Origin of the sequence: Nonomuraea sp. KM90 (assembly GCF_052246675.1) — a bacterium.
GTDB lineage: Bacteria > Actinomycetota > Actinomycetes > Streptosporangiales > Streptosporangiaceae > Nonomuraea.
This window is the reverse complement of record NZ_JBQQCB010000099.1, coordinates 1-23,056: the sequence shown is the minus strand read 5'-3', so window position 1 is coordinate 23,056 and position 23,056 is coordinate 1. Positions and strand designations below refer to the sequence as shown.

The window sequence follows — 23,056 nt, the reverse complement described above, 5'->3', positions numbered from 1 at the left end:
CCGTTCGGTCCGCAGGATGGCGGCGTACGGCGGCCACGAGTCCCGAAAGGAGTCGCCGGTCGAGGGGATCGGACCGGCCAAATGCGTACCGTGACGAGGCATAGAAGGTGAGGTAACCGGTAAGGAGAGCAGCATCCGACATCGGCTTCGGGGGGATCAATGCCGGATACGCCGCCCAGACGTGCCCGGGAGCAGGACGCGACCGGTCGGGAGTCGCGGCCGGTGGCGTGGTTGCGGGCGGGGCCTCCCGGGCCGTTCCGGCCCGGGTTCTGGCGCAGCCCGCTGCGTGGCCCGTGGCTCACGTCGGTGCTCGGCCTGGTCCTGCTGGCCGGGCTGGTCATCGTCGCGGTCACCGGGCTGTTGTCGTACGCCGCCTACCAGCCGCGACTGCCGGGGAACGACACCACCCCCACCAAGGGTTTGCTCGGCTTCTATCTCTTCGACTGGCCCACGGATCCGGCCTGGCTGTACCGGCTCACCCAGGGCGCCCATGTCGTCGTCGGGCTGACGCTGGTGCCGGTGCTGCTGGCCAAGCTGTGGTCGGTGATCCCGAAGCTGTTCGCCTGGCCGCCCGCGCGCTCGATCGCCGAGGCCGTCGAGCGGGCCAGCCTGGTGCTCCTGGTGGGCGGCGCGGTGTTCCAGTTCGCCACCGGGATCCTCAACATCCAGATCTTCTACGTCTTCCCGTTCTCCTTCTACCCGGCGCATCTGTACGGTGCGTGGATCTTCCTGGCCGCGCTCGCCGTCCACGTCGTCGTGCGGCTGCCGAAGGCGATCCGGGCGGTGCGGTCGCGGGACCTGCGCCGCGAGCTGCGCACGGGCCTGGCCGGCACGCGGCCGGAACCGCCCGACCCCGACGGCCTGGTGGCCACGGACCCGGCGCCGCCCACCATGTCCCGGCGCGGGCTGCTGGCGTTCGTCGGCGGGGGATCGGTGATGATGTTCGGCCTGTCGGTGGGGCAGACGCTGGACGGGCCGCTGCGCCGTACGGCGTTGCTGGCCCCGCACGGCCGTGACTACGGCACCGGGCCCAACGACTTCCAGATCAACAAGACGGCGGCGAGCCTGGGCGTCACCGCGGCGGAGACCGGCGCGCGGTGGCGGCTGACGGTCGCCGGCACCGGCCGGCTCCACCTGTCCCGCGAGGACCTGCTGGCGATGCCGCTGCACACCTACGCGCTTCCGATCGCCTGCGTGGAGGGCTGGTCGACCGAGCAGACCTGGACCGGCGTACGGCTCGCGGACCTGGCCCGCCTGGCCGGAGTGCCGCCCGGCTCGGCGGGGGTCACGGCCAGGTCCCTGCAGCGTGTGGGCTACTTCGGCCAGGCGTCGCTGAGCGCCCGGCAGGTGGCCGACCCGCGCTCGCTGCTCGCGCTGCGGGTGAACGGCGCCGACCTGTCGCTCGACCACGGATACCCGGCGCGGATCATCGTGCCGAACGCCCCGGGGGTGCACAACACCAAGTGGGTGCGCGAACTGGACTTCCGCGTGGAGACCGCGTGAGCCGGCGGGTGAGCGGCTACGGTGCCCCCCTGTGGCACCTTCTCCTGCTGGTGGCCTGCTTCGTGGTCGCGGGCTATGTCACCACCCGGGTGGTCGCCGCCGGCATCTGGCTGGGGTTCGCCGCATGGCTCGTGGGTGCGATCATCTTGCACGATCTGGTGCTGTATCCCGTGTATTCCGCCGCCGACGCCGCCACCCAGGCCCTGACCAGGCGGGCATCGCGCCGGACGCCACGGCCCGCTGCGATCAACCACCTGCGGGTGCCGGCCGCGCTGTCCGGGCTGCTGCTGTTGGTGTGGTTCCCGCTCGTCCTCCGCGGTGCCGAGCGCGACTATCGCGGGGCGGTCGGACTGAGCACCTCCCCCTATCTCGCGCGCTGGCTGCTGATCACCGTGGTGCTCTTCGGCGTCTCGGGGCTGCTGTACGCGGTGCGGCGCGGTGCGTCGAGCAGGGCGGATCGTCGAGCACCCTGCGTGTGACGCAGCCGGCGACGACCGCCAGTGCCGCGACGGCGTAGGCGGCCGTTCCGAGGCCGGCCTGAGGGCTCAGGTAGGAGACGGCACCGGCGAGCGGGATGCCGAGCCATTCCCAGCGGCCGTCGAGGGCGGCCAGCGCGACGACCAATAGGGCGTACCAGGAGTAGCCGGGCGTGAAGACGAGGAACGCGGTACCGGTGACCACCAGGGCTCCCCGCCACGGGCGGCGGCCGTCGCCCCGGCGAAGGACGAGCAGCGCCGCGGCCGTGAGAACGGCAAGGGCGGCGGGCAGGGCCCACGAGTCGGGCAGGACCAGACGGAGCACCGCGTAGCGGCGGTTGTCGCCGGTGCCGGCGTAACCCTCCTCATTCAGGTAACCGAAGAGATAGCCGAGGACGGACTCGTGGGACGCCAGCACGTACGGCAGATACGCGAGCGTCACGACGAGGAGGGCGGGCCCGAGGACCGCCAGGGCGTCGATCACGCGCCGTCGCAGGGGAGGCCCGCCTCTGGCCAGAAGCCCGGAGAGCATCCCGGGTGCGACCGTGGCGGGCAGGAGCTTGACGGCGGTCGCCGCGCCGAGCAGCAGGCCGCCGCCGGCTCTGTGCCGGTGCGCGATGATCAGGGCGAGGACGGCGAGCAGCACGCCCAGCGCTTCGACATGGGCGTTGTTCACCGACTCGATCGGAACGGCGGGGCACCACGCCCACCAGGCGGCCCTCGCGGGAGCCCTGGGCCGGAGCGCGATCAGCAGGACGAGCGCCGTCGCCAGCGCCGGCAGCGCGCCGCCGATCTGGAGCGGCTTGTGCCGTGACCCCTCGGGCGAGAGCCGGTGCACGACCCAGAAGTACGCCTCGGCCAGCGGCGGGTAGATCGTGTGGACGGCGGGGCGGTTGATCCGCGTACACGATCGGGTCCCCTCGCCGGACGGGATCGGGTAGCGGCCCGGTTCGTCGCAGCCGGCGCCCTCCGGGAAGAGCCAGCGGTCGCGCAGCCGCGCGAGCGCGGGGTCGGCCGGGGCGTGGTCATAGGGAGAGACGCCCGCCGCCTGCACGCGGCCGTCCCAGGCGTAGCGGTAGGCGTCGGTGCTGGTGGCCGGGGGCGCGAGGAGGCCCGTGGCGGTCACCGCGACGCCCCCGGCGAGCACGAGGAACGTCGCCTGGCGTCGCGGCACCTTGCGCAGGGTCCACGCCGCCGCGGCGAAGAGCGCCCAGGCGAGCCCGTACCACCGGAGCAGGCCGGCCCGGTCGGTGTAGTACGAGCCCGCGCCGACGGTCAGCGCCAGCACGCAGACCAGAAGGAGCAGGAGCACGACCGTGCCGGCGAGGCGGCAGCGGGCCACGCCGCCCGGCGTCATGTCCCCGTCCGCGGGAGGCGCCGGAACGGATCCGCCGAAGTCGGCATTCGAGCGGTCAGGCCAGGGACGCGGTGGCGAACTCCTTCATCCCTTCCGCGAATCCGATCCGCGCCCGGAAGCCGAGCTGGACCGCTGCCCGGTGCGGTGCCGCCACGATGTGGCGAACGTCGCCCAGCCGGAACTCCCCGGTGGTGACCGGTTCCGGGCCGCCCCGCTGCGCCGCCAGGGCCGAGGCCATCTCGCCGACGGTATGCGGCTCGCCGCTGGCGATGTTGTAGGCGGCCAGCGTTCCGGGCTCGTCGCGGGTGAGGGCGGCGACGTTGGCGTCGGCGACATCGCGGACGTGGACGAAGTCGCGCAGCTGCCCGCCGTCCTCGAACACCCGCGGCGGGCGACCGGACTCCAGCGCGGACCGGAAGATCGCCGCGACGCCCGAGTACGGGGTGTCCCTCGGCATCCTGGGGCCGTACACGTTGTGGTAGCGAAGGGCGGTCGCCGTCGCGCCCGTCTCGCGCGCCCAGTTGGCGGCGAGATGCTCCTGCGCCAGCTTGGTGGTGGCGTACGCGTTGCGCGGATCCACCGGCTCGTCCTCGTCGATGGCGGCGAAGGCCACGCCCTCACCGCATCGGGGACAGCGGGGCTCGAAGGAGCCTCGCGACATGTCCGCGGCGGAGCGGGGACCGGGCCGTACCCGGCCGTGCCGCGCGCACTCGTAGGCGCCCTCACCGTAGACCACCATGGAGGACGCCAGCACCAGCCGCCCGACGCCGTGCTCCGCCATCGCCGCCAGCAGCACGGCCGTGCCGTACACGTTGACCGAGGCGTAGTCCGGCAGGTCCGCCACGTTCACGCCGAGCCCGACCTTGGCCGCCTGGTGCACGACCACATCGACCTCCGGCAGCAGCCGGTCGAGAACGGCCCGGTCGCGAACGTCGTCGCCGGACCGGAGGTCGAGCCCGACCACCTCGTGGCCGTTCGCCTCCAGCGCCTCGACCGCATGACTCCCGATGAACCCGGCCGCACCGGTCACCAGCACCCTGGTCATGTCGCCGCTCCGATCCCGGCGAGCGCGGCGGCGTAGCGCGACCGCGGGGCCATCGCCGCCACCTCGATCGCGTCCGTGATGGTGTCCACATCCGTCAGGCACGGCATCAAGGCGATGCTCATCCCCGCCTCCCTCAGTCTTCGCAGCTGGGTCTCACCGGTGGCCGGCTCCGACATCGGCACGCCGAGCAGCAGCGCCGGGTCGGGAACACGCAGCCCGAGCAGCCAGAAGCCGCCGTCGGCCGCCGGGCCGAGCACCGCGTCGTGGCCGGCCAGCAGGGACACGGCCTCGGTCAGCAGAGCGGCGGACACCTGCGGGGTGTCCATGCCGATGAGCACGATGGGGGTGGGCCGCAGCCGGTGGGCGTCCTCGAAGGCCGCGGCCAGCCGTTCGTCCAGACCGTTCCCGCGCTGCGGGAGCACCGTGAAGCCGCCGGGAAGCCAGGGCCCGGGAGCGCCGTCAAGGGCGAGCACCCGGTGGACGCCCGGCACCCGGGCGACGGTCCGCAACGTGTCCTCCAGCGCGGCGCCGGCCAGAGCAGCGGCCTGACCGGGGGTGAGAGGCGGAACGAGCCGGGTCTTCACCCTTCCGGGCACGGGCTCCTTGGCGATCACGAGGATCTGCGGGCGGAGCCCGGCGTCCCGATCGTCCGCCGGATTCACGCCGCCCCGATCGTCCGCCGGATTCACGCCGCCCCGATCGTCCGCCGGATTCACGCCGCCCCGATCGTCCGCCGGATTCACGCCGCCCCGTCCCGACGGGCCATGACCCGGCGCATGTCGCCGATCGCCCGCAGCGTGCCGCGTACTGTGCCGGTCACCTTCGACCTGCCCTCGCGGGGGAGGTAGTCCACCTCGGTCTCGCGGATGCGCCAGCCCGCCGCCCCCGCGCGTAGCACCATCTCCAGCGGATAGCCGAAACGCCGGTCGGCGAGCCCCAGCCGGAGCAGGGCGACCCGCCCGCACGCCCGCATCGGCCCCAGATCGTGCAGTTCGGCACCGGTACGGCGGCGCAGCCGCCGAGCCAGCACCGCGTTGCCGAGCCGGGCGTGCACCGGCCATGACGCGCCCGGCCGGAGAACCCGGCGACCGAGGACGAGGTCGGCCGCACCGGCCACGACAGGTCCGCTCACCCGAGGCAGCTGACCGGGGTCCAGCGACGCGTCGGCGTCCATGAAACAGACGACGTCCGAGACCGCGGCCACCAGCCCCGCATGGCACGCCGCGCCGAACCCGCGACGGGGCTCGCTTATCACCATCGCGCCGAGCCCGGCCGCGATCTTCGCGGAACCGTCGGTCGAGCCGTTGTCGACCACGATCGGGCGAAAGCCGTCCGGCATCCGCTCGAGCACCCACGGAAGGGCTGCCGCCTCGTCCAGGCAGGGCAGCACCACGTCGATCTCCACGCCGCCGACGCTAACGCGACACCCCGGCCCGCACCCTCCCCAAGAGGACTGCCTTTCCGAGAAATGACCAGCTCAGACCCACCACGAGGGCCGCGGCGCGACCGAGGCCGCTGATCGCAAACAGAACGTCGGCGACCCTACGCCTCCGGCAAAGGCCGCTCCAACCTTCGGCGCGGCGGCACGGCACCACGGACCTGCCGCGAACGGGGCGCCACACGCGCTGTCCCCTGCGGCTCGGCACCGGCCTCGCCCGACCCGCGTGCCCGGCGCCTTCATGGGACCGGTGCGGGCCTGGGCGGACGGTGGGATGACCGTCTCACCCGCCGGCCTCGATGTCGCGTGTTGCGCGCGGCCGTCCTGCGCGGCGTGCGGGCGGCGCTCAGCCGGGAGTGGGAGTCGCTGCCGGCCAGTGGGCCGGCCGGTGGGCGGAGGTGTCGTCCGGGGGATGGTGGGGCAGGTCGCGGTCGGCGTGATCGGCGTGGAAGAGCGCCTCTTCCAGGAGGCGGCGGACGTGGACGTCGGCCGCCGAGTAGTAGACGAAGGTGCCTTCGCGGCGACCGCGGACGAGCCCCGCCAGGCGGAGCTTGGCCAGGTGCTGGCTGACGGCGGTGGGGGCGGCGCCGACGAGCTCCGCCAGGCACGCCACCGACGACTCGCCTTGCAGCAGGGCCCAGAGGATCTTCATGCGAGTCGGATCGGCCAGCAGCCGCAGCGATTCGGCCGCCAGATGGACCTGCTCCTCCGTCGGCATCCGGAAGTCCGCTATCGACTCGTGCATGTCTGAAGGATAGTGCAAGGGCGAACTACTTGCTTACCTTCGCATGTGCGCATATATGCTGCCACGGTGATAATCGAATCGGATACCGCCGCTCTCGGGCGGCGGCAGCACGCGGGAAGTGACCGAACGGTGCCGGCAGGCCGTCGCCGTACCCGCTTCCTGCGGTTGACGGAGGTGCGGTGGGCCCTGGCGGCCACCGGTCTGTTCGCGGTGGGCGGGGTCGCCCAGCTGGCCGGTGCGCCCAGCTGGGTGTGGTGGGGGCTGTACCTGGCCTGTTATGCGGCCGGGGGCTGGGAGCCCGCGCTGTCCGGGTTGCGAGCGCTCGGCGAGCGCCGGCTGGACGTCGATCTGCTGATGATCGCCGCGGCGATCGGCGCGGCGTCGATCGGCCAGGTCTTCGACGGCGCCCTGCTGATTGTGATCTTCGCGACCTCCGGCGCGCTGGAGGCCTACGCCACGCAGCGCACCGAGGATTCGGTCCGCGCGCTGCTGGACCTGGCCCCGGACACGGCGGCCAGGCTGAGGGAGGACGGCACCGAACAGGTGGTGCGCACGACCGAACTGGCGGTCGGCGACGTGATCATCGTCCGGCCGGGGGAACGGATCGGCGCGGACGGCACGGTGCTGGACGGAGCCGGCGAGGTGGATCAGGCCACGATCACCGGCGAGCCGCTCCCGGTGCCCAAGGCCACCGGGGACGAGGTGTTCGCCGGCACGCTGAACGGCACCGGCGCGCTGCGGGTGCGGGTCGGACGCCCGGCCGGCGAGACGGTGGTCGCCCGGATCGTCGCCATGGTGGCGCAGGCCGGCGCCACCAAGGCCCGCACGCAGCTGTTCATCGAGAAGGTGGAGCAGCGGTACTCGATCGCGATGGTGGCCGCCACGCTGGCGTTGTTCACGGTTCCGCTGGTCTTCGGCGCCGACCTGGAGGCGACGCTGCTGCGCGCGATGACCTTCATGATCGTCGCCTCGCCGTGCGCGGTGGTGCTGGCCACCATGCCCCCGCTGCTGGCCGCCATCGCCACCGCAGGACGGCACGGCGTGCTGGTCAAGTCCGCCGTGGCCATGGAACAGATCGGAGCCGCCGGCGTGGTCGCCTTCGACAAGACCGGCACCCTCACCGAGGGCATGCCGCGCCTGGCCGAGACCCGCCCGCTGCCCGGCGCCCCGGTCGACGCGAGGGAACTGCTCGCCCTGGCGGCCGCGGCGGAGCATCCATCGGAGCATCCGATCGCCCGCGCGGTGGTGCGCGCCGCCCGCGAGGAGGGCCTGACGGTCGCGGAAGCCGGTGAGTTCTCCTCGGCTCCCGGCCGCGGCGTCAGCGCCCGTGTGGCCGGCCGCCGGGTCGAGGTCGGCAGCCCCGCCCACCTGCCGGGTGCAGGCGACCAGGTGGCGGACCTGATCAGCGAACTGGAGAGCGGCGGGCAGACCGCCGTGCTGGTGAGGCTGGACGGTCAGGCCGCCGGAGTGCTCGGCCTGGCCGATCGGCCGCGCCCGGCCGCGGCGGAGAGCATCGAGCGGATCGTCGCCCTGACCGGGGCCAGGCCCGTGCTGCTGACCGGTGACAACCCGCGCGCGGCGGAACGGCTCGCCGCGCAGGTGGGCATCACCGACGTACGGGCCGGGCTGCTGCCGGAGGGCAAGGTCGAGGCCGTGCGGGCACTCCAGCACGGCGGGCAGCGGGTGTTGCTGGTGGGCGACGGCGTCAACGACGCTCCCGCGCTGGCCGCCGCGCATGCCGGGGTCGCGATGGGCCGCGTCGGATCCGACCTCGCCCTGGAGACGGCTGACGCCATCGTCGTCCGGGACGAGCTGTCCGCGGTGCCCGCCGTCATCGCCCTGTCCCGCCGTGCCAGGCGGCTGGTGGTGGCCAATCTCGCCATTGCGGCCACGTTCATCGGTGTCCTGGTGGCCTGGGACCTCCTCGGTGATCTGCCCCTGCCGCTGGGGGTGGCCGGGCACGAGGGCTCCACCGTCATCGTCGGGCTCAACGGCCTGCGGCTGCTGCGCGACGCGGCCTGGCGGAAGGCGGCCTCGGCGCCGCCTCCCCGCGAGGTCGCGCCACGTCGACCGGTCCGCCGATGATGACGCCATCCCGAGCGCCGACGACCAGGTGCCGCGGGGCGTGACACCGCTACCGGGCCGGTGCCACACGTGCGCGCCGGGCGGCGGGCGACGCCCATGCCAGGACGAGCGCGGTCGCGACGGCGCCAAGTGCCGTGAGGATGGGGATGGCCGGGCTGATCTCGTACAGGGCGGTGCCCAGGAGGGGGCCGACGATGAACGTGGCGCCGATGGTGGCGTTCACGAGCCCGGAGATCGAGCCCTGCTGGGCGGGCTCGGCGACGAGGGTCGGTGCGGCGGTGAAGCCGGGGCTCGCGAGGCCCAGCCCGAGAGCGAGCAGGCCGAAGGACACGGAGATCAGCCAGAGGCTGTCGGCGACGGCGAGCAGCGCGAAGGCGGCGACGGCGATGGGGATGCCGGCCCGGAGCAGGCGCAGGACCGGCCAGCCGAGCGCCGGCACCGCGCCGCCCTGCACCGCGACGAGGATCAGCCCGGCGGTGAACAGCGCGATGCCGACCGCGCCCGCGGTCTCCTGCGGCCCGAGGTGAAGGCGGTCGGCGACCAGGAAACCGATGATCACTTGGACCAGTCCGAGCGACAGGTAGAGGAAGAAGCCGATCGCGAGGAGCGGCCACAGCCGCGCGTCCCACGGGCGCAACCGCGGGCCGCCGGGTCCGGAAGGCGCCTTGGCCGCCGGCGGGCGTACGGCCGCCAGGACCCAGAGGGAGAGGAGCAGGCACAGGACCGGGGCGAGGTAGAGGGGGAGCGTCAGCGACACCACGGCCAGGGCGCCCCCTCCGGCGGGACCCAGGACCATGGAGACGCCCTGGGCCGCGCCGACCAGGCCGGTGGCGCGGGTGCGTTCTGCCTCGGTGGTGGTGGCCGTGCCCGCGACGGCCAGGGCGGCGACCGGCAGGGCGGCGACGCCGGCGCCGAAGACGATGCTGCGGGTGGCCAGCATCAGGGCGAAGACCATGGGCGTGGGCATCGTGCCGTCGAGGCCGACGGCGGCGACGATCGCGAATCCGGTCAGACCCGCCGTGGTGAGCCCGAGCCCCAGCAGCAGGACCAGGCGCAGGCCGAGCTTCTGGAGCGCATGTCCCCACAGCGGGCTGGCGATGGTCAGGGCCGTGGCCGCGACGGTGATGACCAGGCCCAGCTGGGTCTCGGTCAGCGTCAGTTCGCGCGAGAGCGGCGCCAGGACCGGGGTGAGTAATTGTTGTGCCGAGTACACCACCAGGACGGCGATGAGCAGCGGAATCAGTGCTTTGCGCACCAGGAAGGGCCCTTCTCCGAAACGTGGCTCATGTGGGGGACGATGACCCCGGCGTGGCGCCGGTGACGTCGGTGCCGCGGAGCTCGGTGAACACCGTCATGCGCCGGGGCGGGAGGCGTAGGGGAGCAGGGCCATCTCGCGGGCGTTCTTGATGGCCTTGGCGATCTGGCGCTGCTGCTGGACGGTGACGCCGGTGACGCGGCGGCTGCGGATCTTGCCGCGGTCGGAGACGAACTTGCGCAGCAGGTTGGTGTCCTTGTAGTCGACGTGGTCGACGTTCAGCAGCGGGTTGGGCTTCTTGCGCGGGGCGCGGCGGATCTTCACGCGGTCTCCTTGATGTTGAGGATGGGGGCGAACGGGTCGTCGTAGCCGGCCCAGGCGTCCGGGCCCGCTGCTTCCTCCTCCTGGGTGAGCAGGCAGGAGTCGAGCAGCGCGTGGAAGCGGGCGGGGTCGAGGTCGGGGCCGGTGAAGACGAGGTGCTGGACGCGGTCGCCGTGCGCGTCGTCCCAGTCGAGGGCGGCGGTCAGGCGGCGCGCGGGGGACACCAGGTCCCAGGCGGCTTCGGGGAGCGCGGCCAGCCAGGGGCCGGCGTCCTCGGCCGAGACGATGCCCGCGACCGCGTCCCAGGCCAGCAGCTGGCCGGGGCGGGTGGCCAGCCAGAAGCGGCCGCGCGAGCGTACGGACTCGGTGACGAGCTCGTCGACGGCGTCGAAGAGGCGGGCGGGGTGCAGGGGGCGGCGGCTGCGCCAGACGGTGGTGACGATCTCGTCGGTCTCGGCGTCGCAGGGGAGCTGGGCGGTGGCCGGGTCCACGCGTTCGGCCAGCTCTCCGGTGCAGATGGCGGCGCCGGTGACCGGGGGAAGGGAGCCGACGGTGTGGACCGGGGTGACGGGGGTGAGATGGGCCAGGACCGTGCGGGACAGCTCCCGATCGTCTTCGTCACCGCCGTGCAGGACCAGGCCGGTGGAGTATTCGAGCTGCCGGGCGAGGACCTCGGCCAGGTAGCGCTGGTCGCCGGCGGCGGCGGGCTTGCCGACCTCGCGCAGGCGTTCGCCGCGGGTGATGTCGTCGGGCATGGCCTCGGCGTCCACCGCGGTGAGCACGGCGGTGAGCCGCAGGCTCTCCTTCGCCTCGTCGCAGTCGATGGCCTCGGCCACCGAGCGCGGCTCCACCGAGTCCCACAGGTCCACGATCAGCAGCGCTGATGCGGGCGCCAGCATGACGAGCTGGGGGATGAGGTCCTCGCGCACGGTGCAGGTGATGCAGCCGTGGGCGAGCCGCACGTCGGTTGTGTCCAGAACGCGTGTCGCGTCGCGGACGATGCGCCTGACGAGTCCGTCGGCGACCGCGCTCAGGTCGTGATGGACGGCGAGCGAGCCTGGATGTCCGGCCAGCAGCCGCTCGACGGTGGCGGTGCGGGCGGTGCCGTGCAGGCCCGCGACGAGGACGACGGGGGTGGGCACTCAGCCTCCTGTTGCAATAATGAAAACCGTTCTCGTTATCATGGCACAGCTTCGCAAGGAGGAAGGAATCGTTTTGGCGAGAAATGAGGTGCGACCCGTGATCAAGCTCAAGTCCACGGCCGGCACCGGCTACACCTACGTGACCAGGAAGAACCGGCGCAACACCCCCGACCGGCTCACCCTGCGCAAGTACGACCCCACCATCCGCCGGCACGTGCTGTTCAGGGAGGAGCGATGAAGAAGGGCATCCACCCCGACTACCGCCCGGTCGTCTTCCGGGATCCCGGTGCGGACTTCGCGTTCCTCACCCGCTCGACGATCGCGAGCGACAAGACGATCGAGTGGACCGACGGCAGGACGTACCCGGTGGTGGACGTCGACGTGTCCTCGGCGAGCCACCCCTTCTACACCGGACGCAACCGCGTCCTGGACACCGCGGGCCGCGTCGAGCGGTTCAACCAGCGCTACGGAAGGACCTGATGTCCGCGCACTGCCAGCTCACCGGCGTCAAGCCGGTCTTCGGCAACAACGTCTCCCACTCCCACCGGCGCACCCGGCGCCGCTGGAACCCCAACATCCAGCAGCGCCGCTACTGGCTGCCGAGCGAGGACCGTTTCGTCCGGCTCTCGGTCAGCGCCCGCGCGATCAAGACCATCGACAAGATCGGCGTCGAGGCGGCCGTCGCACGGATCCGCGCCCGGGGAGAGAAGGTCTGATGGCCAAGAAGAGCAAGATCGCGGCCAATGAGCGGCGCAAGGCCGTGGTCGCACGCCACGCGGAGCGGCGCGCCGAGCTGAAGGAGCTCGTCCGCACCGGCACCCCGCAGGAGCGGGCGGACGCCGTACGCGAGCTGGCCCGACAGCCGCGCGACGCCAGCGCCACCCGCGTCCGCAACCGCGACTCCGTGGACGGCCGCCCCCGTGGCCACCTGACCAAGTTCGGGCTCTCCCGCGTGCGCTTCCGCGAGATGGCGCACCGCGGCGAGCTGCCCGGCATCACGAAAGCGAGCTGGTAGCCATGGCGGTACCCAAGCGCAAGACCTCGCGCAGCAACACCCGCCACCGGCGCAGCCAGTGGAAGGCCGCCGCGCCCGACCTCGTCCCGATCACCGTGAACGGGCGCGAGCTGCTCGTGCCCCGCCGTCTCGTCCGCGCCTACCAGCGGGGGTTGATCACGGTCGATTGAGGTCACCCGGCCACCGGGCCGCTCCGCCGTGCCAGGGACACGCCGGGCGCGGCGGCACGGCGGGGGCCCCGGTGGCCAGGGCGGCGACGGAACCGCGGCGCGGGGGCGCGTGCTCCCAGGATCGCCCTTGGTCGAAGGCCGCCCGCGATCAGGCCTTCACCTCCAGTACGGGGCGAACGGGTCGTCGTGGCCGGCCCACTCGGCGGCGCCGGGCAGGGCGTCGTCCTGGTCGATCAGGCACGAGTCGAGCAGGGAGACGATGCGGTCGCGGTCGAGGCCGGGCCCGGTGAAGACGAGGTGCTGCACGCGATCGCCGACGATCGGGTTCCAGCCCAGGGCGGCGACCGCGCGCCGGGCCGGGGTGGTGAGCTCCCACATCGCCTCGGGCAGCGCGGCCAGCCATGGCCCGGCGTCCTCGACGGAGACCGCGCCGGCCACCGCGTCCCAGGCCAGCATGCGGTGGGGCCGGTTGGCCAGCCAGAACCGGCCGCGGGAGCGAACCGTGGAGGTCGCCAGCTCCTCCATGACGTCGAACAACCGGACCGGGTGCAGCGGGCGCAGGCGGTGCCACACCACCGTGGTGATCTCCCCGCTCTGCCCTTCGGCGGGGAGCTGCGCGGTGGCCGGATCGACGCGTCCGGCCAGCTCGTGCACGCACAGGGCGCCGGCGGCCAGGCCGGGGCAGCGGACGATCGGCGTGTGCGGGGCCAGGTGGGCGAGCACGGTGGCCGACAGCTCCGCGTCCTCGGCGTCGCCGCCGTGCAGGGAGAGGCTGGTGGCGTACTCGATCTGCCGGGCCAGCACCCCGGCCAGGAAGCGCCGGTCGCCGGGGGCGGCCCGGCCGGTCTCGTTCAGGCGGTCGCCGCGGCAGATGTCCACGGGCATGTGCTCGGCGTCCAGCGCGGTGTGCACGCACGCCAGGCGAAGCCGCTCCTGTCCGGCCAGGGCCTCGGCCACCGGGCGGGGCTCGGCCGCGTCCCACAGGTCGGCTACCAGCAGTGACGCCGTGGCGGAGTGGCGCGGCAGCTCGGAAAGGAGGTCCTCGCGCACGGTGCGGGTCACGCAGCCGTGCGCGGGGCGTACCTCGGTCCGGCTCAGGACGCCTGAGACGTCGCGGACCACACGCTCGATCCGGCCCTCACCGGTGGGACGAACGTGGTGGTGGATCGCGACGGCTCCCGGGTGCCGGCGCAGCAGCCGATCGACCGCGGCGGTCCGGGCGATGTGGTGCAGGCCCGCGATCAAGGCGACAGGAGTGCGCATTGAACCCCCTTTTCTACGAAATGAAAATCATTGTCGATATCATCGCATGTATCGCCAATCCGGGCAGCCCAATCGGGGTTCCGGGCGCTGCTTCGGGGGTTCGCGCGAGCAGGCAAGGCCTGCGCTCAGACGCGTTGCCGGCTCGTCCCGCGGCCGCGGGCGGTCGCGCCGCCCGCGGCTGCTGTCATGTCATTGGACGGTGATCCGGTCCACTTCGACGGTGATGCCTCGGACTTGGGGGGTCGAGGTGGCCGTGGTGACCTTGCCGACGCCCGGGCTGACTCCCCTGACCTTCATCGAGTACGTCAGGGTGCCGCCGGGGACGGCCGGGGTGCTGGTGACGACCAGGTCCTCGGTGGGCGGCCCGGTGATCTGGTCGCCCGCCGTGCCCTCGTCGTTCTCGGCGCCCACGGTCAGGCCGTACTCGGCGGGCGGCGCGCCGGGCAGGTTGGCCGGGTCGTAGGCGTAGCTGACGTCCTCCGCGCCGTTGAGCCCGATCCACTGCTGGAACACCTTCAGATCCGTGGTGCCGAAGAGGTTGACCCGCCACTCCACCACCAGCCAGCGGTTCGTGCCGTCGGACAGGACCGTGGCCAGGACCCCGGGGGCTCCGGTGCCGTCGAGGTCGGTCCAGTAGGGGGCCAGCACGCCGTTGGGACGTGCCGGGTCGGGCAGTGTCTGCGGGGTGAACGAGATGTCCGCCGACGCGGCTCCGCCGGCCACGCTGTAGCCGTTGGAGGTCACGCCGAGCCTGGTGTAGCTCTCGCCGGCGAAGGTGAACGCCGCGGACGGGGTGAGGTTCACCGACTGCTCGTCACCGATCGAGACTGGGGTGACGCCGAAGGAGTCGAGCGGGAGGTACCCGGCCGGTCCCGCACCCGGTGCGATCGAGGGCCTGGCGGGCTGGCTGGCGGCCAGCGTCGTCCTGGCGGTCGCGACCTGGGTGCCGATCTTGGTGGCACCTGTGACGGCGTTGAGGCGCAGGCGGGCGTCGAGCGTGCTGACGGCGGTCACCTCCGCGTCCTGGGCGGTGTTGTTCCGCACGGTGACCGTGCAGGTGGACTCGCCGGTGTTCCTGGGAACGGTGGCCGGCGCGCAGGTCTGGTCGACCGGCACCGCGCCCTCCTGGCGGAAGAACGCGACCGGCAGGTGCAGCGCGCGGGAGCCGCCGGCCTGCTTGATGTCCACCTGGCCGAAGTACTGCCCGTCGGGCAGGTCGGGCGCGGTGATGACGATGCTCAGTTTGGCGCTCCTGCCCGGTGCGACGGAGAAGCGCGGCGGCAGGACCGCGATGTTCGCGCCGCTGACGGTCTTGCCGGCGGTGGTGAAGGTGAGCGTCCTGTTCGTGACGTTCGTGACCGTGCGCGTGGCGGTGATGACGCCCGGCATGGTGGGGGCGTTCACCGAGGGCAGGTTGAGGTCGATCCGGTTGAGCGGGTCGGCCGCGGAGGCGACGAAGCCGGCGGCGCTCTCGTCCAGGGTCAGGCCGGGGTCGCCGGCCTTGGTCAGGTCGATGCGCCCGCCGCCCATGTCGAACGGGTCCGCCGGCGTCGTACGGTCCTGCTTGGTGACCGCGGTCCTGGCCGTGGTCTCCAGCGCGGACTTGACCTGTCCCGGCGTCCAGTCCGGGTGCAGGGCGAACAGCAGCGCGGCCGATCCCGCCACGTGCGGTGCCGACATCGAGGTGCCCGAGATGACCTGGTAGAGGTTGCCCGGCGGCCCTTCCAGCGGCGACTCGGGCGTCGGGGTCATGCCCGCCATGATGTGCAGGCCCGGCGCGGTGACGTCCGGCTTGAGGAAGTCCCCGCCGGGGCCGCGGGAGGAGAAGTGCGTGATCGCGTCGCCCTGCCAGGTGCTCTTGGCCCCCTGGGTGAAGGACGCGGCGGCGCCCGGGTTCGCCGACAGGAAGCCCAGCAGGGTGTCGGCCTCCGGCTTGTCGAGGTGCACCGTGGGGATCCAGTGGGCGTCGGTGAAGACGTCGAACGGGAAACTGTTGTAGAGGATCATGCCGGCGGCGCCGCCCTGCATGACGTTGTAGCCCTTCAGCACCCGGTTCGGGCCGCGCTCGCAGGCGACGATCTTCCCGGTGAACAGCCCGGCGGGCGCCGGGGCGTCACACAGCGGCCGCGAGTACGGCGGCGCCGAGCCGAGCACCACGGGCAGCGGCGAGCCGATCCCCGGGGTGATGGAGGCACCCTTGATCGTCGCCGTGGCGCCCCCGCCGGTCAGCGTGATCGTGGACTGGAACGTCCTGGTCTGCGTGGAGGCGGCCACCGTGGTCGTCCACGGGCCGAGGTGGTCGGTGGTGTCCGCGCCGGGCCCGGAGTTGCCCGCCGACGCCGAGACCAGCACGCCGGCCGCGTACGCGTCGAGGAAGGCCAGCTCCACCGGATCGCTGTACGGGTCGCTGCCGCCGGAGATCGAGAAGTTGATCACGCGGACGCCGTCCAGGATGGCCCGCGCCACCGCCTGCGCAGAGTCGGAGGGGAAGCAGCCCTCCGCGCCGCACACCTTGTACACCGACACGGCGGCGCCGGGCGCGATGCCGTGGATCGGGCCCCGGCTGATGCCCAGCGGCGTCGCGTCGGCCACCGGTCCGCCGGCCGACGTGCTGGCGGTGTGGGTGCCGTGGCCGTTGGAGTCGCGGGCGCTGTCGGGATAGACCTCGCCGCCGAACACCGCGTTGTACGTCTCCAGGAACGGCCGCCCGCCGACCAGCTTGTTGGTGCAGGCGAACGGGTCGGCGGCGGGAGTCGTCGGGTTGTCGCCGAAGTCGCACACCCGCGGCGTGCCGTCCTTGGTGGGCGGCGGGTCCGGCAGGCCGGAGCGGGCGGCGAACGACGGGTGCTCGGGCCAGGCGCCGCTGTCCAGCACGCCCACGATCACGCCCTTGCCGGCCGTCTTGCCGGTGTCGCCGAGCTTGCCGTAGATCACGGGGGCGCCGATGAACGCGGGGCTGGAGTCGGTGAGCAGCTGCTGCGGCCTGTCCTCCTGGACGGCGACGGCGCCGGGCAGCTTCAGCACCTCGGCCGCCTTGTCGCCGGGGATGCGCAGCGCGATGCCGCCGTACACCGTCCTGATCCGCTGGCCGGTCACGGCGCCGGGGACCTTCGCGGCCAGCTCGGCCAGGAAGGCGTTCTCGACCTCCTGGATGTGCTCGGCGTACCGGCGGGCGTCAGCGCTCCTGGTGTCGAGGGCTCGGCCCGTGACGGAGGGGCTCGTGCCCGGCAGGCCGGGCAGGCCGCCCTGGTAGGCGGCCAGCGAGTCGTAGTCCAGCTTGACCACGACGTTGACCGGTGCGGGAGAGGTGTTGCTCAGCAGGGCCGGGTCGCTCTTGGCGAGCTTGCCCGTCGGGGACTTGGCGCCGTCCACGACCTCGGCCGGGGCCAGGGGAGTGGCCGTCCACCGCTTCGCCGGTGGGGACGGGGTCGGGCTCGCCGTGGCGGTCGCCGGGCTCATGGCCAGGACGACGCTCAAGGCGGCGGCGACCGGGACGAGTCGCCGCGCGCGGGATAACAGGGCGCTGGATGACACGGAGATCCTCCTCGTCGAGGGGCTGCGTGGACTCGCCGCGCCGCCCGGGAGGCGTCAGGTCACCCAGCTCGCAGGCGCGCCGGAGAGAGCACTGACCCTCCCCGGCGGGTGACGAGCGGGAACGAAACTCATCTCCGTTCCGACCGGAGTGTACGCAGCGATCTCTTGACAAGGAACCCTGCCGAGTTGCCAGAATTCCGCCGGGAATCCGGCACAGTTCACGATCGACAGCGGCCGCTCGCGCTGCATGCCGTCGACCCGCCTTGAGCGGCGGGGGTCACAGGGCCGCGTCGAGCAGGCAGCGGGGAGTCCCGTGCAGTTCGTCGGTGACCACGCGCCCGGCCACGCCGAACACTTCGGCCAGCAGGTCCGGTGTGATCACTTCCCTCGGTCCGCCGTCGGCCCAGACCTGTCCCTTGTGGAGCGCGACGACGCGTTCGGCGAAGCGGGCCGCGTGGTCCAGCTCGTGCAGGACGGTCACGACGGTGAGGCCGCGCGCCTCCCGCAGGGTGCGGACCAGGTCGAGAACCTCCAGCTGGTGGCGGATGTCCAGGTGCGCGGTCGGCTCGTCCAGGAGCAGGATGCCGGTGTTCTGGGCCACGGCGAGCGCCAGGCGTACGCGCTGGCGCTCGCCGCCGGACAGCGTGTCGAGGACGCGGTCGGCGAGATGGGCGACCCCGGCCAGCTCCAGCGCCTCGTCCATGGAGTCCGTCTCCCGGAGCAGTCCCAGCGGCCCCCGGTGCGGGTACCGGCCTTGGCGGACGAGCTGGCGGACGGTCAGCGCGGGGACGGGCGGCAGGCTCTGGTGCAGGACCGCCAGCCGCTGTGCCACCTGCCTGCGCGACAGGGAGGCCAGCTCCGCGCCGCCGAGCAGGATCCGGCCGGACGATGGCTTGAGCAGGCCCGCGATCAGGCGCAGCAGGGTGCTCTTGCCGCATCCGTTGACGCCGACCAGGGCCACGAACTCGCCGGGCTCGATGGTGAGGCCGACCCCGGCCAGGACCGGGCGCGTGCCGTACGAGAAGTGCAGGTCCTGGACCATGACGCTCATTGAGACCTTCCCAGTCTGATGAGGACGGCGGCGCCGGCCAGAGCGGTGATCACGCCGGTCGGGACGCCGAGCCGGTGCGTGCCGTCGAGGGGTGCCCGGCGAGCTGGGCGAGGCTGTCCGCTGGCCAGGCTCAGGGGCCAGGTGTACGACGCGGTCGCCAGGATCGCCCCGGGCCGCCTGCTGGGCCGCCGCAGCGGGGACCTGTCCGCGGCCGTGCTGTCCGACATCGAGACCCTGGAGTGGCTGTTCGCGCACACCCTGGCACAGCTCATCACGGCGGGCACGGTGCTCGCGGCCGGGAGCGTGGCCGCGGCGATGATCGACCCCCTGCTGCTGACCGTGTCGCTGCCGGTGGCCGCATGCGTGCTCGCCGTGCCGCTGTGGCTGCGCAAGGCCTCGCGGCGGCACGGCGAGGAGTTGCGGGCCGCCACCGCCGAGCTCACCTCCGACGTGGTCGACACCGTCCAGGGCATGCGCGAGCTCACGGCCTTCCGCGCACTGGAACGCCGCAGGGGCCTGCTGGCACGCAAGACCCGCCGACTGGCCCGCGCGCAGGCGGCGAACGCGGCCCGCGGCGGGCTGGAGGCGGCCCTCACCGACCTGCTGCTCGCCGTCGCGGCGGCCGGGACGCGCGCTGCGCGCGGCGGCCGACCGGGTGCACACGCTGGTCACCGCACCCGCCAACGTGCTCCCGCCGCGGGCACCCCGCGAGGTGGCCGCCCGGCCGGACGTGGTCTTCGAGGACGTGCGCTTCCGGTACACCCCGGACGGGCCCGACGTTCTGCGCGGGGTGTCCTTCCGCATCCCGTACGGCACGACCGTCGCCCTGGTCGGCGCCTCGGGCGCGGGCAAGTCCACCTGCGTGTCGCTCCTGCTGCGCCACTGGGACCCGGACGGCGGCCGCATCCTGGTGGGCGGCGTACCGCTGCCGCACATCGCCGGCCTGCACCGGCACGTCACGGTGGTGCCACAGGACGTGCACCTGTTCGCCGGCACGATCGGGGAGAACGTACGGCTCGGCGCCCCCGACGCCGACGTGGCCGGCGCGCTGCACACCGCCCAGCTCACCATCGACCCGGACCTCCCCGTGGGGGAGCGAGGCGTCACGCTCTCCGGAGGCCAGCGGGCCAGGGTGGCCGTCGCCCGGGCGCTGGCCACGCGGGCGCCGGTGCTCGTGCTGGACGAGGCGGTGGCCAACCTCGACCCCGACAACGAGGCCCGCCTCACCGAGGCGCTCCGCCAGGCCGCCACGGGACGGGCCACGCTGGTCATCGCCCACCGCCTGTCCACCATCCGGCAAGCCGACCACATCGTGCTGCTGGAGGAGGGCCGGGTCGCCGCCGAAGGCTCCTACGACGAGCTCCGCGAGCGGCTGTCCCCTCTGTTCGCCCGGCAGTCGTGAAGGGCGGCAGGACGCGGTGCTCCGCGGAGCGGGCTCATGGCTTGCGGGCGGGCAGTTGCGCCGGCGTTGGCGGCCGCTCGTGGCCCGGACCGCCCGGGTGGTGCGGCTCCAGGTGGTCGCATCGGACGGGGCGGCGAGAACCGCGATCCGGCGCCGCCGCCGATCACGGGCGCGTTCCCGCTCCGACCAGGGACGTGGCGTCCAACTCGTCCATCTCCCGCTCGTCGAGGAGATGGACGAAGGCCGTGCGCACCCGTTCGACGGCGGACCCCTCCAGACCGGCGAGCATGCCGCGAAAGCCGCTGCCGAGCGCCACCTGCCAGGCGAGCGCGGCGTCGAGGGGGATGCGCAAGGGGGAGCGGGTCACGGTGACCTGCGTCAGCCCTCGGGCGGCCAGCCAGGCGCCCAACGCCTCCTCGGTGTCGAGCCGGGACGCCGCCTGCTTGCTGGAGGGCGGAGCCGTCGGCGTCTCGCGCACTCGCGCGACCGCCTCGGCGAACAGCCGGCCGAAGCCCTCCATCGCACCCTGCGCCCACGCCGTGACGACCAGCCGTCCGCCGGGCCGGAGCAGGCCGGTCAGGCGGGAGACGGAGGCGTCCATGTCCGGCAGGAAGAAGACGCCGTGGACGCATTGCACCACGTCGTAGCTGTGGCCCTCGACAGGCTCCCAGGTGGTGGCGTCCGCCTGGACGAAGCGCACGTTCCGCAGCCCGTCGAGGGCGGCGCAGCGCCGGCCGTGGGCGAGGAGCTCGCCGGCGAGGTCGATGGCGTCCACGTGCCCCTGCGGTCCGGCCGCCTTCGCAGCCGGGATGGCCGAGGCGCCCGCGCCGCAGCACACGTCCAGGACGCGTTCGCCTGCTCGGACGGCCGCTGCCGTCACCGTCGCCTCGCCGATGCGGTCCCACAGCACGGGTGAGACCTCGGCGTACTGGGTGGCGGCGCTGTCGAAGATGGTGCCGATGCCGGCGGATGTCATGCGGATTCTCCGTCTGGAAGGTTCTGGAGGTGCAGGGTGAGGCCGTCGAGGGTGGGCGCGCCGGTGCCGGCGTACGTCCAGCGCACGTCTTTGAGGTGGATCACGTGCCGGCTCCCCGCAGCGCGCGGCGCGCCGATGGAACCGTAGGAGCGGACATGCGGTCATCCTTCGCTGCAGAAGTCATCCAGATCGCGACAAGTACCGCAGATGATAATCATTGTCGAATCAATGCGTAACCCATCACATCGGCGAGGGCGGGAACGGAGCGCGAGGCAGGGCTCGGCGGATGATCGCGCGCGCACGCCCGCCCGGGACTCGACGGTGACCGCGTGCCGCGGGTCGAAAGCGTGCGCACCGTTCCCGCCCGGCCGTGCGGCGTGGCGGCAAGTTTCCGGACCGGGTCCGCGGCGGGTCAGAGCCTGACCAGCATCTTGCCGATGTTCCCGCCGCGCATCATGTCCAGGAACGCGGCGGGTGCCCGCTCGATGCCCTCGGCCACGGTCAGCTCGGTGTGCAGGGAGCCGTCCGCCAGCCAGCCGGCCGCCTTCGCGATCCATTCGGGGAACAGGTGGAAGTAGGAGTTGATCAGCATGCCGCGCAGGGTGGCGTCCTTGGCGGCCAGGGCGAACAGGTTGCCCGGGCCGGGGACCGGCTCGGTGGCGTTGTAGGAGCTGATCGCGCCGACCATCGCGATCCTGCCGCCGTGGCGCAGGGCGTCGATGGCCGCCACCAGGTGGTCGCCGCCGACGTGGTCGACGTAGACGTCGATGCCGTCGGGGGCGACCTCGGCCAGTTGCCCGGCGACCGAACCGACACGATAGTCGATCGCGGCGTCGTAGCCGAAGTCCTGCACGAGCTTCTTCGCCTTCAGTGTCCCGCCGGCGGAACCGATCACCCGGGAGGCCCCGAGCTTGCGGGCCAGTTGCCCGGCGATGCTGCCGACCGCCCCGGCCGCTGCCGAGACGAGGACCACGTCGCCCTCCCGTACGGGGGCCACCTGGGTGAGGGCCGCGTAGGCGGTCAGCCCGGTGGTGCCCAGCGCGCCGAGCCACGCCTCGGCGGGGGCCAGGGTGAGGTCGGCGACGGTCACGGCTGCGGCGTCCACCACGGCGTACTCGCGCCAGCCGAGGAAGTGCACGACGGTCGCGCCCACCGGGACGCCGGCTGAGCGCGAGGCCACGACCTCGCCGATCGCCGAGCCGTCCAGGGGCGCGCCGAGCTGGAACGGGGGCAGGTAGGACTCGGCGTCGTGCATCCGCTCGCGCATGTAGGGGTCGACCGACATCCAGGTGTTGCGGACCAGTACCTGGCCCTCGGCCGGCTCGGGCAACGCGGTGGTGACCAGCTCGAAGTGCTCCGCGCCAGGCTCGCCGGAGGGGCGGGCGGCCAGGTGGATCTCACGGTTCACGGTCATGGTGGGCTCCTCGCTCGTGGTGCTCTCTTGCGTCGGGCTCCACTCTGGGCAGGGGCGCGCATGATCGGCTGGGGGTTCGCTGCGGGTACGGTGACCTGGTGCGATTCGGTGTACTTGGCCCTCTTTCTGTGTGGACCGACGACGGGCGTCCCGTACGGGTGCCCGAGGTGAAGGTCCGGGCACTGCTGGCCGACCTGCTGGCCCACGAGGGACGTCCGGTGTCGGCCGACCGTCTGGCCGAGGACCTGTGGGGGGACGACCCGCCGGGCAACCCCGCCAACACGCTGCAGACCAAGGTGTCCCAGCTGCGCCGCGCCCTGGAGCAGGCCGAGCCGGGAGGGCGCGAGCTGGTGGCCTTCCGGACGCGGGGCTATGTCCTGCGCGCCACCGACGTGGACGCCCTCCGGTTCGCCGCGCTGCTCGACCGGGCCCGCGCCGCCACCGACCCGCGGGCGAGGGCCGGGCTGCTGTCGGACGCGCTCGCGCTGTGGCGCGGTCCGGCCTACGCCGACTTCGCCGACGAGGAGTTCGCCCGGAGCGCCGCGGTCCGGCTGGAGGAGCAGCGCCTGACCGCGCTGGAGGAACGGGCAGAGGTACGGCTGGAGCTGGGCGAGCACACCCTGCTGGCCGACGAACTGGGCGAGCTGGTCGCCGCGCACCCGCTGCGCGAACGCCTGCGCGCCGCCCACCTGCGCGCGCTCTACCGGTCGGGACGGCAGGCGGAGGCGCTGGCCGGGTACGACGAGCTGCGGCACCGGCTCGCCGACGAGCTGGGTCTCGACCCCGGCCCCGAGCTGGGCGCCCTCCACCGGGCGATACTGCGCCAGGATCCCTCGCTCGCGCCGCCGCGGCCGCGTACGAACC

General features: G+C 73.2%; 23 protein-coding genes and 1 pseudogene. 11 read left to right on the top strand and 13 right to left on the bottom strand.

Annotated elements, in window-relative coordinates; all coding sequences use genetic code 11:
• The first annotated feature begins 222 nt into the window (after positions 1-222).
• Together ACTWPW_RS48565 and ACTWPW_RS48560 are read left to right on the top strand one after the other, a co-directional pair.
• Complete coding sequence (locus tag ACTWPW_RS48565; protein WP_443172781.1) at positions 223-1,503, top strand: molybdopterin-dependent oxidoreductase; 1,281 nt, start codon at positions 223-225, stop codon at positions 1,501-1,503.
• Positions 1,500-1,982: a hypothetical protein gene (locus tag ACTWPW_RS48560; protein ID WP_443172780.1), complete on the top strand. Its 483-nt coding sequence runs from the start codon at positions 1,500-1,502 to the stop codon at positions 1,980-1,982. The genes ACTWPW_RS48565 and ACTWPW_RS48560 overlap by 4 nt, the downstream gene beginning before the upstream one ends.
• On the opposite strand, the gene ACTWPW_RS48555 is transcribed toward ACTWPW_RS48560, so the two are convergent.
• From ACTWPW_RS48555 to ACTWPW_RS48535, 5 genes are all read right to left on the bottom strand, one after another.
• Positions 1,891-3,336 (bottom strand): glycosyltransferase 87 family protein, encoded by a 1,446-nt coding sequence (locus ACTWPW_RS48555; RefSeq protein WP_443172779.1) that lies wholly within the window; start codon positions 3,334-3,336, stop codon positions 1,891-1,893. The genes ACTWPW_RS48560 and ACTWPW_RS48555 overlap by 92 nt on opposite strands.
• Positions 3,337-3,391: 55 nt before the next feature.
• Positions 3,392-4,381 (bottom strand): NAD-dependent epimerase/dehydratase family protein, encoded by a 990-nt coding sequence (locus tag ACTWPW_RS48550; RefSeq protein ID WP_375113581.1) that lies wholly within the window; start codon positions 4,379-4,381, stop codon positions 3,392-3,394.
• Positions 4,378-5,043, bottom strand: coding sequence for a TIGR04282 family arsenosugar biosynthesis glycosyltransferase (locus tag ACTWPW_RS48545; protein WP_443172778.1), 666 nt, complete (start codon positions 5,041-5,043; stop codon positions 4,378-4,380). Before ACTWPW_RS48545 ends, ACTWPW_RS48550 begins: the two co-directional genes overlap by 4 nt.
• 77 nt (positions 5,044-5,120) lie before the next feature.
• Positions 5,121-5,786, bottom strand: a complete 666-nt coding sequence (locus ACTWPW_RS48540) for a glycosyltransferase family 2 protein (RefSeq protein ID WP_375113579.1) — start codon at positions 5,784-5,786, stop codon at positions 5,121-5,123.
• Positions 5,787-6,165: 379 nt separating this feature from the next.
• The gene (locus ACTWPW_RS48535; protein WP_364117247.1) at positions 6,166-6,564 is read right to left on the bottom strand and encodes an ArsR/SmtB family transcription factor; all 399 of its coding nucleotides are present in this window, start codon (positions 6,562-6,564) and stop codon (positions 6,166-6,168) included.
• A 129-nt stretch (positions 6,565-6,693) separates the two neighbouring features.
• On the opposite strand from ACTWPW_RS48535, the gene ACTWPW_RS48530 reads away from it, so the two are divergent.
• Positions 6,694-8,649, top strand: a complete 1,956-nt coding sequence (locus ACTWPW_RS48530; RefSeq protein WP_443172777.1) for a heavy metal translocating P-type ATPase — start codon at positions 6,694-6,696, stop codon at positions 8,647-8,649.
• A 49-nt stretch (positions 8,650-8,698) separates the two neighbouring features.
• Here ACTWPW_RS48530 and ACTWPW_RS48525 read toward each other — a convergent pair whose 3' ends face one another.
• From ACTWPW_RS48525 to ACTWPW_RS48515, 3 genes are all read right to left on the bottom strand, one after another.
• Positions 8,699-9,904: an MFS transporter gene (locus ACTWPW_RS48525; protein WP_443172776.1), complete on the bottom strand. Its 1,206-nt coding sequence runs from the start codon at positions 9,902-9,904 to the stop codon at positions 8,699-8,701.
• Positions 9,905-10,000: 96 nt separating this feature from the next.
• The gene (gene rpsR, locus ACTWPW_RS48520) at positions 10,001-10,228 is read right to left on the bottom strand and encodes a 30S ribosomal protein S18 (protein WP_364117249.1); all 228 of its coding nucleotides are present in this window, start codon (positions 10,226-10,228) and stop codon (positions 10,001-10,003) included.
• Positions 10,225-11,367, bottom strand: a complete 1,143-nt coding sequence (locus ACTWPW_RS48515; RefSeq protein ID WP_443172775.1) for a CobW family GTP-binding protein — start codon at positions 11,365-11,367, stop codon at positions 10,225-10,227. Before ACTWPW_RS48515 ends, rpsR begins: the two co-directional genes overlap by 4 nt.
• Before the next feature lie 73 nt (positions 11,368-11,440).
• Here ACTWPW_RS48515 and rpmG point away from each other — a divergent pair, with 73 nt between their 5' ends.
• The 5 genes from rpmG to rpmF are packed head-to-tail and all read left to right on the top strand — an operon-like array spanning position 11,441 to position 12,552.
• Positions 11,441-11,605, top strand: a complete 165-nt coding sequence (gene rpmG, locus ACTWPW_RS48510; protein ID WP_049563842.1) for a 50S ribosomal protein L33 — start codon at positions 11,441-11,443, stop codon at positions 11,603-11,605.
• Positions 11,602-11,847: a type B 50S ribosomal protein L31 gene (locus ACTWPW_RS48505; RefSeq protein WP_364117253.1), complete on the top strand. Its 246-nt coding sequence runs from the start codon at positions 11,602-11,604 to the stop codon at positions 11,845-11,847. The genes rpmG and ACTWPW_RS48505 overlap by 4 nt, the downstream gene beginning before the upstream one ends.
• Positions 11,847-12,083, top strand: a complete 237-nt coding sequence (gene rpmB / locus ACTWPW_RS48500; RefSeq protein WP_364117255.1) for a 50S ribosomal protein L28 — start codon at positions 11,847-11,849, stop codon at positions 12,081-12,083. The genes ACTWPW_RS48505 and rpmB overlap by 1 nt, the downstream gene beginning before the upstream one ends.
• A complete protein-coding gene (rpsN, locus tag ACTWPW_RS48495; RefSeq protein ID WP_375113573.1) occupies positions 12,083-12,382 on the top strand; it encodes a 30S ribosomal protein S14 in 300 nt (99 codons plus the stop codon). Before rpmB ends, rpsN begins: the two co-directional genes overlap by 1 nt.
• 2 nt (positions 12,383-12,384) lie before the next feature.
• Complete coding sequence (rpmF, locus tag ACTWPW_RS48490) at positions 12,385-12,552, top strand: 50S ribosomal protein L32 (RefSeq protein WP_443172774.1); 168 nt, start codon at positions 12,385-12,387, stop codon at positions 12,550-12,552.
• 156 nt (positions 12,553-12,708) lie between these two features.
• On the opposite strand, the gene ACTWPW_RS48485 is transcribed toward rpmF, so the two are convergent.
• The 3 genes from ACTWPW_RS48485 to ACTWPW_RS48475 all read right to left on the bottom strand — a co-directional run bounded on the left by ACTWPW_RS48485 (position 12,709) and on the right by ACTWPW_RS48475 (position 18,400).
• Positions 12,709-13,815: a GTP-binding protein gene (locus ACTWPW_RS48485; protein WP_443172773.1), complete on the bottom strand. Its 1,107-nt coding sequence runs from the start codon at positions 13,813-13,815 to the stop codon at positions 12,709-12,711.
• Positions 13,816-14,004: 189 nt separating this feature from the next.
• Positions 14,005-17,349, bottom strand: a complete 3,345-nt coding sequence (locus ACTWPW_RS48480; RefSeq protein ID WP_443172772.1) for a S8 family serine peptidase — start codon at positions 17,347-17,349, stop codon at positions 14,005-14,007.
• A 277-nt stretch (positions 17,350-17,626) separates the two neighbouring features.
• Positions 17,627-18,400, bottom strand: coding sequence for an ABC transporter ATP-binding protein (locus tag ACTWPW_RS48475; RefSeq protein ID WP_443172771.1), 774 nt, complete (start codon positions 18,398-18,400; stop codon positions 17,627-17,629).
• A gap of 18 nt (positions 18,401-18,418) precedes the next feature.
• Here ACTWPW_RS48475 and ACTWPW_RS48470 point away from each other — a divergent pair.
• Both ACTWPW_RS48470 and ACTWPW_RS48465 read left to right on the top strand, forming a co-directional pair.
• Positions 18,419-18,880 (top strand): annotated as a pseudogene (locus ACTWPW_RS48470) (ABC transporter transmembrane domain-containing protein); the annotation flags it as partial.
• 175 nt (positions 18,881-19,055) lie between these two features.
• A complete protein-coding gene (locus ACTWPW_RS48465) occupies positions 19,056-19,802 on the top strand; it encodes an ATP-binding cassette domain-containing protein (RefSeq protein ID WP_443172770.1) in 747 nt (248 codons plus the stop codon).
• A gap of 163 nt (positions 19,803-19,965) precedes the next feature.
• Here ACTWPW_RS48465 and ACTWPW_RS48460 read toward each other — a convergent pair whose 3' ends face one another.
• Positions 19,966-20,778, bottom strand: a complete 813-nt coding sequence (locus ACTWPW_RS48460) for a class I SAM-dependent methyltransferase (RefSeq protein ID WP_443172769.1) — start codon at positions 20,776-20,778, stop codon at positions 19,966-19,968.
• A 412-nt stretch (positions 20,779-21,190) separates the two neighbouring features.
• The gene (locus ACTWPW_RS48455; protein ID WP_443172768.1) at positions 21,191-22,192 is read right to left on the bottom strand and encodes an NADP-dependent oxidoreductase; all 1,002 of its coding nucleotides are present in this window, start codon (positions 22,190-22,192) and stop codon (positions 21,191-21,193) included.
• Between the two features lie 98 nt (positions 22,193-22,290).
• Here ACTWPW_RS48455 and ACTWPW_RS48450 point away from each other — a divergent pair.
• The coding region (locus ACTWPW_RS48450) for an AfsR/SARP family transcriptional regulator (RefSeq protein ID WP_443172767.1) at positions 22,291-23,056 on the top strand (766 nt) is incomplete at its 3' end.